The 12,924-nt window shown below is 65.8% G+C and carries 15 protein-coding genes; 4 read left to right on the forward strand and 11 right to left on the reverse strand.

Annotation, left to right across the window (positions count from 1 at the left end; translation table 11 throughout):
• Positions 1-67: 67 nt before the first annotated feature.
• From EV646_RS38015 to EV646_RS38040, 6 genes are read right to left on the reverse strand one after another with little or no spacing between them, the layout of a single operon-like run.
• Positions 68-520, reverse strand: coding sequence for a GNAT family N-acetyltransferase (locus EV646_RS38015; RefSeq protein WP_132157575.1), 453 nt, complete (start codon positions 518-520; stop codon positions 68-70).
• Between the two features lie 27 nt (positions 521-547).
• On the reverse strand, positions 548-1,528 hold the full coding sequence (locus EV646_RS38020) for a LacI family DNA-binding transcriptional regulator (protein WP_132157577.1): 981 nt from the start codon (positions 1,526-1,528) through the stop codon (positions 548-550).
• Positions 1,503-2,420 (reverse strand): nucleoside hydrolase, encoded by a 918-nt coding sequence (locus EV646_RS38025; RefSeq protein ID WP_132157579.1) that lies wholly within the window; start codon positions 2,418-2,420, stop codon positions 1,503-1,505. The genes EV646_RS38020 and EV646_RS38025 overlap by 26 nt, the downstream gene beginning before the upstream one ends.
• A 17-nt stretch (positions 2,421-2,437) precedes the next feature.
• Positions 2,438-3,256, reverse strand: coding sequence for a carbohydrate ABC transporter permease (locus tag EV646_RS38030; protein WP_132157581.1), 819 nt, complete (start codon positions 3,254-3,256; stop codon positions 2,438-2,440).
• Positions 3,253-4,188: a carbohydrate ABC transporter permease gene (locus tag EV646_RS38035; protein WP_132157583.1), complete on the reverse strand. Its 936-nt coding sequence runs from the start codon at positions 4,186-4,188 to the stop codon at positions 3,253-3,255. Before EV646_RS38035 ends, EV646_RS38030 begins: the two co-directional genes overlap by 4 nt.
• Before the next feature lie 49 nt (positions 4,189-4,237).
• A complete protein-coding gene (locus tag EV646_RS38040) occupies positions 4,238-5,551 on the reverse strand; it encodes an ABC transporter substrate-binding protein (RefSeq protein WP_132157585.1) in 1,314 nt (437 codons plus the stop codon).
• Positions 5,552-5,693: 142 nt separating this feature from the next.
• On the opposite strand from EV646_RS38040, the gene EV646_RS38045 reads away from it, so the two are divergent.
• Positions 5,694-6,563, forward strand: a complete 870-nt coding sequence (locus tag EV646_RS38045; protein WP_132157587.1) for an alpha/beta fold hydrolase — start codon at positions 5,694-5,696, stop codon at positions 6,561-6,563.
• On the opposite strand, the gene EV646_RS38050 is transcribed toward EV646_RS38045, so the two are convergent.
• From EV646_RS38050 to EV646_RS38060, 3 genes are all read right to left on the reverse strand, one after another.
• Positions 6,527-6,943 carry a hypothetical protein gene (locus EV646_RS38050; RefSeq protein WP_132157589.1) on the reverse strand — a complete coding sequence of 139 codons (417 nt, stop codon included), beginning with the start codon at positions 6,941-6,943 and terminating at the stop codon, positions 6,527-6,529. The genes EV646_RS38045 and EV646_RS38050 overlap by 37 nt on opposite strands.
• Before the next feature lie 3 nt (positions 6,944-6,946).
• Entirely contained in the window at positions 6,947-7,909 is a 963-nt protein-coding gene (locus EV646_RS38055) for an SEC-C domain-containing protein (RefSeq protein ID WP_158291128.1), read from the reverse strand.
• Between the two features lie 391 nt (positions 7,910-8,300).
• The gene (locus tag EV646_RS38060) at positions 8,301-8,711 is read right to left on the reverse strand and encodes an Ohr family peroxiredoxin (RefSeq protein WP_132157593.1); all 411 of its coding nucleotides are present in this window, start codon (positions 8,709-8,711) and stop codon (positions 8,301-8,303) included.
• Between the two features lie 148 nt (positions 8,712-8,859).
• Between EV646_RS38060 and EV646_RS38065 the strand changes: the two genes are divergently transcribed.
• The 3 genes from EV646_RS38065 (at position 8,860) to EV646_RS38075 (ending at position 11,473) form a co-directional block, all read left to right on the forward strand.
• Positions 8,860-9,681, forward strand: coding sequence for a helix-turn-helix domain-containing protein (locus EV646_RS38065; protein ID WP_132157595.1), 822 nt, complete (start codon positions 8,860-8,862; stop codon positions 9,679-9,681).
• Positions 9,682-9,692: 11 nt separating this feature from the next.
• A complete protein-coding gene (locus EV646_RS38070; protein WP_132157597.1) occupies positions 9,693-10,580 on the forward strand; it encodes a LysR family transcriptional regulator in 888 nt (295 codons plus the stop codon).
• A gap of 131 nt (positions 10,581-10,711) precedes the next feature.
• The gene (locus EV646_RS38075) at positions 10,712-11,473 is read left to right on the forward strand and encodes an alpha/beta fold hydrolase (RefSeq protein WP_132157599.1); all 762 of its coding nucleotides are present in this window, start codon (positions 10,712-10,714) and stop codon (positions 11,471-11,473) included.
• On the opposite strand, the gene EV646_RS38080 is transcribed toward EV646_RS38075, so the two are convergent.
• Positions 11,474-11,821: a nuclear transport factor 2 family protein gene (locus EV646_RS38080; RefSeq protein ID WP_132157601.1), complete on the reverse strand. Its 348-nt coding sequence runs from the start codon at positions 11,819-11,821 to the stop codon at positions 11,474-11,476.
• Between the two features lie 73 nt (positions 11,822-11,894).
• A complete protein-coding gene (locus EV646_RS38085) occupies positions 11,895-12,890 on the reverse strand; it encodes an aldo/keto reductase (protein ID WP_132157603.1) in 996 nt (331 codons plus the stop codon).
• Between the last annotated feature and the right edge of the window lie 34 nt (positions 12,891-12,924).

Below are 12,924 nucleotides of genomic sequence, written 5' to 3' on the forward strand. Positions count from 1 at the left end.
CTTTTCAGAGTCGCAGAACCACGCCGTTGATTCCCGCAACGAAACGCCGTGTTCAAGCGCGCCAAAGCTAGTACGCCGAGGGGCCGCCAGGCTCACCATCGACCGGACCCGTCACCGAACCGTTGCCGACGATGGGACCCGGATCGTCCCGCAACCTGCTGTACAGGTACCCATCCCGGTAGTTTCCAGCCCGGAACTCACACGCCCGGATCACTCCTTCGAGCCGGAAACCCGCCTTCTCCAACGACTTCTGCTCGGCCACGTTCTCCGGATGCGTCGCGGCCTGGATCCGTACGACGGGCGTGTGCTCGAAGAGGTAGTCCGTCAGCATCGCCTGCGCCCGCCACCCGATTCCACGCCCGCGGTACTCCGGCAGCAAGGCGATGCCGATCTCCCAGTACTTCGTTTTCCCGTCGAACGACCCCGATCGATAGCTCACGAACCCGGCGGTCTCGTCCTCGACGACGACCATCAGCCGCCCGTCCTCCGCGCCGAGATACCCGTCGTCGGGAGTGCGCATAACTGGCAGCGTAGTTGCCTTCCGCTCCTAGATGCAGCCGCAGGACTCGCGTCGTACGAGTTCGTGGGGGAGGGTGATGGTGACTGGGCCGTCGCCGGGGGAGGCGTCGAGGAGGAGTTCGATGGAGCGGGTGGCGAGTTGCGGCACCGGGCGTTGGATGGCGCTCAACGGGGGGATGGTTACCGCGCATTCGGCGGTGCCGTCGCCGCCGAGGACCGCGAGGTCGTCCGGCACTGACAGACCGGCGCGCCACGCGGCGAACAGCACCCCAAACGCCTGCTCGTCGGTTGCGCAATAGATGGCTCGCGGCCGTTCGTTGGCTAGCCAGGAGCTGGTCACCTCGGTGGCGTGATACCGGGAGATCTCACTGGTCCTGTGCTCGACCTTGACCCGCTGGCCGCGCGTCGCCTCGGCGACACCGATCAGATGCTCCTCGGTGCCAGGGGAGTCGATCGGGCCAGTCAGGACGCCGATACTGCGATAGCCGTGCGACACCAGGTGGCCCGCAGCAGTCGCGGCCGCGGCGACGGAATCGATCGCCAGGCTCGAGGCACGCGACCCACCGGGCATGCGGTGAAGCGCCACAACGGGGATGCCCGCAGTGTCGAGACCGACGAGCTCAGGCTGACTCCGCACCGACACCAGGACGATGCCGTCGACCTGCCGCTCGATGAAGGAAGTGAGGTGGCTCTGCTCCTGCGCCGAATCACCGCCGGAGTCGCCGATGAGGAGCAGGTGGTTGCGAGCCCTCGTACCAGCCTCGAGTTGCTCGGCGAGCGCCGCGAAGTACGGATTGCGAATGTGCGGTACGACGATCCCGATCGAGAACGTGCGCCCGGCACTGAGCGCCCGGGCCAACGCATTGGGCCGGTACTGCAGCTCCGCCGCCGCGTCCAGCACGCGCTGCCTAGTCTTCGGCGCAACCGGCCGGGGCCCGTTGTTGAAGACGTAGCTGACCACCGCTGTCGACGTACCGGCGCGCTCAGCGACGTCGCGAGCGGTGACCATCACCGACCCCCCGGTTCTCTGCTCCAGCTTGCTGAATTGCCTCGATGATAGCCGCGGCGGCGCGCGGACCGTCGACAGTGAGCGCGAGCCGGATCGTGCCCGCTTCGTCGGGTGCGAACTTGCTGATGCCCTCGTCGTCGATCTCGACCACACCCGGCTCGGAGAACGTGAACAACTCCGGCCGGGTGAGGGTCAGCACCGCGACGGGATCGTGCGGCACGTTCCATTCCTGCTGCCAGAACTCCCACCACTGCTGGATGTCCGCGCGAAGCGCCGCGCCGAGCGGTCCCGCGGCTCCGATGAGCTCGAGCCCGGCCTGATCGATGCCAAGCTGCCGGGTCACGTCGAGTCCGGTCACGGTGGTCGGGACGCCGGCCGACATCACGGTGCGAGCGGCGACCACATCGCTCCGAAAGTTGTGTTCGGCCTCGCTGCCGTGGGCGAACGACCCGCCCATGATCCACAGATGGCGCATCCAGGTCGCCACACGTGGTTCTTGGTCGAGTGCCGCGGCGATGTTCGTCAGAGGCCCGATGGCCACAACGTCAATCTCACCCGGACGTCGCTGCAGAGTGGCGATCAGGTGCTCAACCGCAGGCTCGGCCGCGATGACCTCGTCAGCCAGTCCGTCATGCAGGCTGCCCTCGTGCCCGGGCCACCACACCTCACGCCCCGACAGGGTCGTGCTCTCTCCTGCGTGTACGGCGAGCTCGTGGCCCGCGAGTACGCCGTACCGACGGGCGATGCGGGCACGGAGGTCAGTGTCCCCGTAGACAGTCGTCACGGAGTCCAGGCGCAATTCCGGGGATCCCAGGATCTGGGCGAGCGCCATCGCGTCGTCCACGTCCGAGCCGATGTCGGTGTCGAGGACGAGCGTACGAGTGTTCTGCATCTGAGTTGATTGATCCTCTACTTGAGCCCGCTGCTGGAGACGGACTGGATGAAGTACCGCTGGAAGCCGAGGATGACGGCGAGCGGGATGAGCGTGAGCAGCACAGCGCCGGCGAACACGACGCCGTAGTCGACGAAGTTCTGTCCCTGCAGGTTGGCCAGCGCAACGGGACCGAGGATGTGGCCGCGATCGGTGCCCATTAGCAGAGGCCATACGTACGAGTGCCACTGGAACAGGAACAGAGTCAGCCCCGCGCCGATGAGGGCCGGACGCGACAGCGGTAGGTAGATGCGGATGAACACGCCGAACCAGCCCAACCCGTCGAGCCGGCCGGCTTCGACGAGCTCTGTCGGAATGGCCAGGAAGAACTGGCGCAGCAGGAAGATCGCCATGCCGTTACCGATTCCCGGCAGGACCAGGCCGGTGAAGGTGTTGGTCAGATTCCAGTCGCGGAACATGTCCGACAGCGGAATCGCGATGGCGTCGAAGGGGATGAGGAAGCTCAGTACGACGATCGCGAAGACCGCGGTCTGGCCCCGGAACCTCAAGGCCGACAACGCGAAAGCGGCGCTCGAGCAGATCGCGAGGCCGGCCAAGACGGTTGAGACGCTGACGAGTAGCGAGTTGGCGGTCGCCCGGCCGATGTCGCCGGTGAAGAGCTTGCTGTAGTTCTCCAGCGTCGGATGCACCGTGATGAACGAGTCCCACGACAGCGGGCTGAGCCGCGCGAAGGTCTCACTGCCCGGCCGCAGGGAACCGGTCAGCACCCACAGCAACGGGATGAAGAAGAGGAGGCCGATGACGGCTGCGCCGGCTGACAGGAGTGTGCGTTTCATCGGTCGTCTCCCCTCAGCAGGCGGAACTGGAGGGCGACGATGATCAGCGTGACGGCGACCAGCAGGATGACCTCGGCCTGTGCGGTGTGCAGGTCTCCAATGGCGTACGCCCGGTTGTAGACGTCGTACATCATCAAGTTCGTCGTGCCGTTCGGACCGCCCTTGGTCAGGATCTGCACGGGGGCGAACACCAGCAGGTTGGACACTGTGTCGGCCACGAGGACGAACGCGAGGGGGCGCCGTACGAGGGGGAGGGTGATCGACCACAGCCGCCGCCAGGGGCTGACGCCGTCGAGGCTTGCCGCTTCGTGGATGTCGTCGGGGATGTCGTTGATCCCGGCGATCAGGAAGAGCATCCAGTACCCGACGCCGATCCACGACAGCAAGACGATGATCGACGGCAACGCTTGCTCGGTTGAAGTGAGGAAGGGTTGTGCTGGGATCTTGAGGAGGTCGAGGAAGCTGTTGCCCAGGCCGTCGGGTCGGTAGATGACGCTCCAGATCACCGCGGAGACCGCCGGCGGGACTGCGATGGGCAGGATGACCAGTGAGCGCCAGAACTTCGAGCCTGTAGCGCGTTGGGTGTAGAGGACGGCGAGCAGGAAGGCTACGGCGATCTGGAGCGGGTTGACGATCACGGTGAACAACAGCGTGACGCCGACCGACTTGCGGAAGTCGGCGTTGCCGAGCAGGTCGGAATAGTTGCCGAGGCCAACGAAGACCCGGCCGCCCCGCAACAGACTCTCGGTGAAGAAGCTGTCGACGAGCGCGACTCCGGCGGGGATGAGCCGTAGCAGGGCGAGGCTGATCAACGCCGGCAACAAGAAGAGCAGCGCAACCCGCCCTTGCCCCGGCTGACCAGCCCTATCGGCCTTTGTCGCCCTACCCGCCTTTGTCGCCTTCCCCAGCCGTCGCGGTTGCCTCGTCCGCATCGGATTTCCCACTCGGCTCACCTCGCCTGTGCTGTCCATCTCGTCGTACTCACTTGATGGACTTCCACGCCTCGTTGAGTTGGGAGGTGGCGGTTTCGAGGCGTGACGCGGCGTCGGTGCCGTTGCGGATGTCGGCGAACGCCTTGCCCATCACCTCTTCGAACTGGATGTACCCGACCGAGACGGGCCGTCCAACAGCAGTCTTGGACGCTTCGTAAGACACGATCTCAGCTGCCCCAGTGCTCTTGGACCCGGCGAGCTTCTCGAGCCTCGGCAGGTACTGCGCCTCAGACTTGGTGTTCGCGGGGATGATCGTCGTCGCCTCGGTCGTGGCCAGGTTGCCCGCGGTGTCCAGCGTGGCGAACTCGATGAACTTCCGCGCCATGCCCTGCTGCTTGGAAGCCGGGTTGATCCCCAGCGACCACGAGCCCGTCGGCGTCACCGGCTTGCCGCCTTCGAAGTACGGCATCGGCGCGATACCCCAATCCACCTTCGCGGACGAGAAGACCCCGATGTCCCACGGCCCGCCGACGAAGAACGCGACGTTGCCGTTGGAGAACACCGGCCCGGTCTGGAACCCACCGATTCCCCGTGGTGACAGCCCGCTGGCGAACGTTCCGCCGTACCAGCTCATCGCCTTCTTCCACCCGTCGGTGGTGACGGCTGGGGTGAGTGCATCCGGACCGGTGATGCCGCTGCCACCGCCGAGCGACTCGGCCAGCGGCTGCAGTTGGTAGTAGGCCTCGGCCTGCTCGAGCAGCAGCCCGTACTTGGTGCCGCCCGCCTGCTGCGCCTTCTTGCCGGCCGTGGCGACCTGCTCCCAGGTCCAGCGCTGCTCGGGATCCGTCGTCGGTGGGGTGACGCCGGCCTTCTTCAGCGCGCTCTTGTTGTAGAAGAGGAACTGCGTGGAGTTCCACATCGGCAGCGACCACAGCTTGTCGCGGAAGTGATTCGCGTCGTACGACGCCTGCGACGTCGCAGCCTTCGTTTTCGCATCGAGGTCAGTCAGGTCGACCAGGAACCCCTTCGCCGCCAGTTGCGACACCCGCGGCTGATCGACTGTGTAGACGTCGATCGTCGAGTCCTTGGCACCCAGCCGCTGCTGAAGCGTGGAGTTGAACTGATCGAACGGGACCTGGCTGTAGTTCACCTTGATCCCGGCGTTGGCACTCTCGAACGCCTTGATCACCGGCGCATACGTCTCGGCGTTGTCCGACCCGAGGACGTTGATGGTCCCTGTCTGCGGCCCTTGATCAGCCGCCGGCGCAGTGTTCGACGACGAGGACCCGCCACCACACCCCGCCAACAACAGAACAGGTACGACGAAAACACCGGCAATCAGCCGGCCAGCACGTGGAGCCATGACCTTCTCCTGCTACCTCGATGCCCGAGTCTAAGCGGTTAGTCTAACCGAATAGACCCGACCGTAGCAGCCGAGCGCCCGAAGCGGAAGCGATCTCCAAAATCCGTCGCCGGCGTTACGCTCGTACGTGGGTGGGGGTGCCATGGACGGACAGACGAGCACTGTGACCACGCCGGACGGCCGGAGGTTGGGCGTCTGCGTGTGGGGAGATCCGGACGGCGCCCCACTGTTCTGGCTGCATGGCACTCCGGGAAGCCGCTTCCTCCGCGAACCCGACGACAGTTACGTGCGCCACCACCTGCGGGTCTACACCTATGACAGACCCGGCTACGGGCTTTCCACCCGGCTGCCGGGTCGACGGGCTGCGGGCACGGCGGCCGACGTACGCGCGATCGCAGACGCGTTCGGCCTGGATGAGTTCGGCGTCGCTGGGGTCTCCGGCGGTGGCCCGTCGGCGTTGGCCGCCGCAGCGCTGCTGCCAGAGCGGGTGAGGCGATGTGCGGTGGTAGCCGGGCTTGCGCCCTTCTCCAGCGAAGGGCTCGACTTCTTCGCGGGTATGGACGAGGAGGGCCAGCAGGGCTGGCAACTGAACCTCCAGGGTGCCTCAGCGCTGGAGTCTGATTGGCAGGAAGTGCTGGCGTGGGTCAAGGCGGGCCTACCCGACCTGAACCTCTCGGACGCGGAGCACGCGATGCTCATCGAAACCATGATCGAAGCGACGCGGCAGGGCTCGGGCGGCTACATCGACGACAGTTTGAGCTTTGTCGACGACTGGGGTTTCGCGCTCGAGGAGGTCCGAGTGCCCACGCGCATCATGGTGGCGCGGGACGACACCTCGGTGCCCGCCGCGCACGGCGAGTGGCTCGTCGGCCACCTGCCCGCCGCCGAACTGATCACCGTTGACGGCGGACACTTCGGTCCCCGCCACGACCCGGAGATGGAGCTACTGACCTGGGTCGGGCATGGCGACGCGTCCTACAGCCCGAGGTCGCGGAGGAATTCCGGCTTGTAGGCCTGGATGACGACGTAGCGGGGGTCGGGGACCTCCATGTCGGCGTTCTTGGCGGCGTCGCTGGTGGCGTCGTGCTCGCCCACCGGGACGCTGGGGTCGGTCCACTCCTGCTCAGCTGGATTCCAGCGGGTCACTGTGTACTCGGCCCGCAAGTTGTCGTCGGCAACGAGCTCCTTGACGGTCCGCTCCGCCTCCTGGGAGTCGGCCAGCGTGTGCGTGTACAGCAGCATCCGATTCCCGTCCCGGGTGACGGTCACCTGGCTCCCGAGCCGCTTCCGCGCGTCGTCGTCCAGATCCAACGCCCGCAACCGCTCCCAGAGCGACAGCCCATGCTGGTCGCTCCCCAACTCAACCTCAACCCGAAACTCCTCATCCGCCATGCCTCACACCCTACCGACAGCAAGCTGCGCCCCGGCCCGCAGACCCTCGGGACCCCACGCCTGCCGGGATCCGGCCGGGTCACCCAAGCCGCAGCATCTCTCGTACTTCCTGCCGGACCCACACCAGCACGGCTGATTACGCTCTGGCGGCCAGGGGACACCAGGGTTGTCGTCCGGAGCCGGCGGTGCCGCGGTGGGGTGTGGTTCGCTCAGTCGCCGTTCGAGCTCGTCCACGCGGTCCAGAAAGAACTTGAACGTTCGGTGAAAGATGGTGACCCGCTCGTCGTACTCGCGCAGTACACCCTCGACTTCTCGGTAATACGTGTCGATGCTGTCGGTGCTGATCCGCCAAGGCCAACGCCTACGGGCCTCAGCGAACTCCTCCCGGCTCCAGACCTGGACCGCGCCGCGCAGTACGCTCGGCTTGCGGAACAGGTCGAGCAGATCGAAGTACTTGTCTGAGGCTTCGACCTCGCCGACCTCACCCAGCTCATCGATGCTGTCGAGTTCCATTCCCAGCGCAGACTTGACTCGGCGACGGCTTGTGACCATCACTTTGCGCCACAGCGAGTTGCTCACCTCGTCCGCAGTCAATCCGTCGGTCGCCAGCGAATACCAAATCAGCGCATCAACAAGGTGACCGTGCCGTTCGAGAAGCAGTGCCGCCTGCAGCCAGGCCACCGAGTTCGTCCGGCCATTGGTCATCACCTTGTGCAGTACGGCGCGCGCCCCGTCGCCACGCGAGTGCCTGAACAAATGGCCTGCGTACTCAACGCGCGCGTCGTCGGCGTACTCGCCGCCTTCGTTGATCAACCGCTGCCAGAGCGCCACGGCTCGCTCGGGTTGGTGATGCAGCAGATGTTGCTCGGCAGCGTCGAGGAGAGCGCGGCCTCGATCTCGGTCGTCCGCGGTGTCGTCGTCATCGGTGTCACAGTCGCGGACCTCGTCCGCCAGTAGATCGTCCATGCCATGGAAAGTATTCGGATCGGCCCCGCAATCCGTGGTCTTCTTCAAACCTGTGGATATCCGGCTCTCCTGCCGCATGTGTGACTTCACCGTGCTGCCGCAAGATGCACCGCAGACGTTGGAGGGTTTGCAGGAGAACCGGATATCCGCTCTTCTGTTGCCCGGTGGCTGCGGCGCCGCTCGATGCTGCCGATGACTGTGTGCACCAGTTCCGTACGGCGGTGCGCTCGACGTACGGAACTCATGCACAAAGTGCGCATCGCATCGTTGGTGCCCGCCGGGGGCCGCATCCGGGCCAGGCTGACCTTGAGCATTTACCGACCATCGCTCGAGTCCGGAATTGGTCGAACGGTTCTCAATGTCGACGCCTGCGGGCTGATCAGGATCCGGGTCACTCGACGATGATTTCGACGGGGATGTTGCCTTGGGTGGCGGTGGAGTAGGGGCAGGAGCGGTGGGTTGCTTCCAGCAGCTTCTCGCCGTCGGGGCCGCGGAGGTGGTCGGGCATTTCCACCCGGAGTACGGCGGCCAGGGCGAGGCCCGGGCCGTTCGGGACGAGACTGACTTCGGCGGTCACGGCGACGTCCTTGGCGTCCAGGCCTCTGCCCTCGGCGATGAGATCCATCACGGTGGAGAAGCAAGCCGCCCAGCCCGCGGCGAGCAGCTGCTCGGGGTTGGTGCCGTCGCCTGTCCCGCCCATCTCCTTGGGCATCGCGAGCCGGAGATCCAGCCGGCCATCGGAGCTGACGGCACGTGCGTCGCGACCGGACGAGGTGGCGCTGGCTGTGTAGACGGGATTCATGGCATTGCCCTCCAGATCGTGTGATTGCGAACGCCATCCACGATCACCACTCGAGGGAATGGCCTCAATTACCTCTTAGGTGCAGCGATTTGCGTTACCTGACCGGTAATGGCTGGCCGACGCACGGCCGCCGTACGCTGGAGCGACCATGACTGCAGAACTTCTGGAAGAGCCGCAGACCGCTGGCGAGCTGATTCGCTTCTGGCGGTTGCGTAGGCGCCTGAGTCAACTCGACCTGGCTCTGGACGCTGAGATGTCGACGAAGCATCTCAGCTTCGTGGAGACGGGTCGGGCGCAGCCCAGCCGTCAGCTTCTGCTGCACCTGTCGAACCAGTTGGACTTGCCGATCGCCGAGCGCAACCGGCTGCTGCTGGCAGGCGGGTTCGCTCCGGTATACCTCGACCAGCCTTACCAGGCGGACTCGATGAGGCCGTTGCGGGAGTCCCTGCATCAACTGCTCGACGCGCACATGCCGAACCCGGCGCTCATCGTCGACGGTCTGTGGAACCTGATCGACGCCAACGACGCGGCTTCCTTGTTATGGACCGGAGTGGATCCCGAACTCCTCAAACCACCGGTCAACATGCTGCGGCTGGCCGTACACCCCGACGGCCTCCCGAGCGTCTCGTCGATGACCGCAGCCTGCAACCTTCCGCTGATTCGCCAATTGAAGCGCAAGAGCCGGGACAACGCCGACAAAGCACTCGCCGAACTGGTCGATGAAGTCGAGTCCTACCTGCCTGACAAACCCCCGTCGGCGAGCGCTCAGCAGCCGATGGTCACCCTCGACCTTCGCACCACGCTGGGCGATGTCCGGCTGTTCACCTTGATCGCCACGATCGGAGCTCCGCTCGAGGTGACCGCGGCGAGTCTTGCGATCGAGACCTTCCTTCCTGCTGACGCCACCAGCGCTGACCGCCTCCGGGAACTGGCAGCCAGCGCGATGAATGGGGTTGCTTCGATCGACTAAGGTTCTTAGTCATGGAGCTGAGGCACTTGGAACACTTCGTGGCGGTGGCCGAGCAGAAGCACTTCACTCGCGCGGCCGAGGCGATGTCGATCTCTCAGTCCGGCCTGTCCGCGTCGATCCGGGCGCTCGAGCGTGAGCTCCGCGCCTCCCTCTTCGTCCGCAACACCCGCAGCGTCGAGCTCACCGAGGCCGGCCGCGCCCTGCTCTGCGAAGGCCGTCGCGCTCTCGCCGCTGCTGAGGCCGCGAAAGACGCCGTAGCCGCAGTGCAAGGTTTACTGCGCGGCCACCTCTCTGTCGGACTTGAGCAGTGCCTGGGCGTAGTCGACGTACCTGCTCTGCTGGCCAAGTTCCGCTCGGCGTATCCCGGCGTAGAGATAGAGGTACGGCAGGGTGGCTCCACTCCCATGCTGGATGAGCTGGCGTCCGGCCGCCTCGACGTGGCGTTCGTAGCCACCGCAGGCGACCCAGTCGACGGTCTGGACCTCCGGCCGCTCTCCACTGAGTCGATGGTGCTGGTCTGCGCTCCTGACCACCGCCTGGCCTCTGCCGCCGCAGTGTCCTTGCAGGACCTCGTGGGGGAGTCCTTCGTGGACTTCGACCCCACCTGGGGCGCTCGCGCCATCTCCGACCGCGCCTTCGCCTCCGCTGGCGTCGCTCACCCGGTCACCATCGAGGTGAACGACGTACACACGCTCCTGCACCTTGTCTCCTACAACCTGGGCGTCGCACTGGTCCCAGAGCGCATAGCCGCCAAGCGCGGCGATCACGTCACCGTCCCACTCACTCCCGGCTCAGCCACCGACTGGCAGGTCTCGGTAGCAGTCCCGACCACCCCCGCAGCCTCCCTCGCCGCCAACGCCCTCATCGGCCTACTCCCAACGACCGCCGGCCACAGCTGAAGCCCGACTCCCGCCTGGCTGGGCGACCGCAACATCTACGAGCGCACGGGCTGGATGCCCTAGTACGACGGGCCGGGTTTCGTAAGGGATCCGAAAGCCGGGCAAGGCCGTTGTGCGAGCACTATGGAGCCATGGCGAGCGACGAAGTAGAGGACTATGTGGCCGCGGGGGTGGTCCGGACCTACTACGAGGCGCACGGATCAGGGGATCCGCTGGTGCTCCTCCACGGCGGACTGTGCACGATCGAGACATTCAGCGGCTTGACGCCTCAGCTGGCGGAGCGATTTCGCGTCTACCTGCCGGAGCGGCGAGGGCACGGGCGCACACCGGACGTCGACGGGCCCATCACCTACGAGATCATGGCGCAGGACACGATCGCCTTCCTGGACGCGCTGAGCCTTTCGCGGGTGCATCTCGTGGGGTGGAGCGACGGAGCCGTTGTCGGGCTGCTCGTCGCGCTGCGCCGGCCAGCTCTGGTGCGCCGGCTGGTGATGATCGGGCAGAACGTGAACCCTGACGGCCTGGTGCCCGAGGCGGCGGAGATGATCAAGCTGGAAAGGATGCCGGACGTGCTGCCGCCGATGCTCCGGGACCTGTACGCCGCAGTGTCCCCGGACGGACCCGATCACTGGGATGTGGTGGTCGACAAGGTGTGGCAGATGATCAGGACCGAACCGGACATCGCACTGGCCGAACTCGAGAAGGTGTCGGCGCCCACGCTCGTCGTCGTGGCCGAACACGACATGGTGACCGAGGCACACGCCCGCGCGATGCAACGCGCCCTGCCGGAATCGCGGCTGGAGGTAGTGCCGGACGCCACCCACGGACTACCGATGGAGAAGCCCGATGTGGTGGCCCGGCTGGTCCTCGACTTCCTGGCTGAAGATTCGTGATCACGCGTACTGGAGGTTGGCGACGGTGATGCGGTCGTCGCGGGTGGTGAAGTCGTAGTGGGCGGGGAAGCCGTCTGAACCGGCGGGGGCCCAGTGCACGAGGAGCTTTTGGCCGTCGGGGCGTTGTTCGACGATCTCCAGCACTCGGAGAGTGCCGCCGATTACCTCGTTGCGGGCCCAGGTGCGGATCGCGTCGTGGCCGGCGATGGTTCGCGACACGTCGATGACCTTGCCGTCGGAGTGGAACGCGTTGACCAGCCCCTCCAGATCCTTCCGTCCGACTGCGTCGACGTACGCCTGGGCAGCCTGCATCACGTCAGCCGGCGGCGTCGTACCAGAGTTCGTCACCGCGGAGCCTCCTGTCGTTGACTTTTGACCGCAGCGGCGACGAGCAGCGCCGTCAGTAATAGTGCGAGGAGCTTCATCGCGCGTCCTGCAGCAGCGTGGCGCCGACTGGTTTGATCCGTGCGAGTACGGCGTCGATCCGCGCCAGCGTGTCCGGATGCAGGGTGATGTCGGCTGCTGCCAGGTTCTCGACGATGTGCGCCGGCGTACGGCTGCCCGGAATCGGCACCACCGCCGGATCCTGATGCAGCAACCACGCCAGCGCCAACTGACTCCGGGTAAGTCCCAGATCCGCCGCGAGCGCCTGGAGTGCGCCGTACGACGCGTTGTTCGCAGCCAGGCTCTCCGAGTCGAACCGCGGCGCATTGTTCCTGAAGTCATCCGCACCCAACTGCTGCACCGTCCCCGTCAGGAACCCCGCACCAAGCGGGCTCCAAGGTACGACGCCAACGCCCAGCTCACGCGCGGTTTCCAACAGCTGGGGGTCCACCGGCCGCCACATCGACCACTCGGTCTGCACCGCGGCGATCGGATGAACCGAGTACGCGCGCCGCAGCTCAGAAGGCGTCACATTCGACACCCCAAGGTGACGAACTTTGCCCTCAGCAACAAGCTTGGCCATCGCACCGACGGAATCCTCGATCGGCACCTGCGGATCCGGGAAATGCAAGTAATACAAGTCGATCGCGTCGATCCCGAGATTGCGCAGGCTGTTCTCGGCATAACCGCGGATGTACTGCGGTTCGGCGTTCACCAGCAGCTCTTCGAACGCGAATCCGACCTTCAACGGATGGGGCTCTGCGTCCTCGGCCAGCTTGAGCCCGAACTTGGTCGCGACCGTGATCTCGTCGTTCCCACGGATCGCCCGGCCGACCACACGCTCGTTGTGGCCGTCGTCGCCGTACGCGTCACTCGTGTCGATAAAGGTGCCTCCGGCATCGATTGAGGCTTTGAGCGCATCGACTGCTCGCTCGTCGTCGATCTCGCCGTACATGCCCGGCGAAAGCACCATCGCGCCGAACCCGATCGCCGGTACGTCGAGCTCGCCGAGACTGCGGATAGGAAGGGTCATGGCTTCACCCTGCGGCCGGAGCTGGTGCCGCGTC

The organism is Kribbella antiqua, from assembly GCF_004345665.1.
In the GTDB taxonomy this organism is placed as follows: Bacteria; Actinomycetota; Actinomycetes; order Propionibacteriales; family Kribbellaceae; genus Kribbella; species Kribbella antiqua.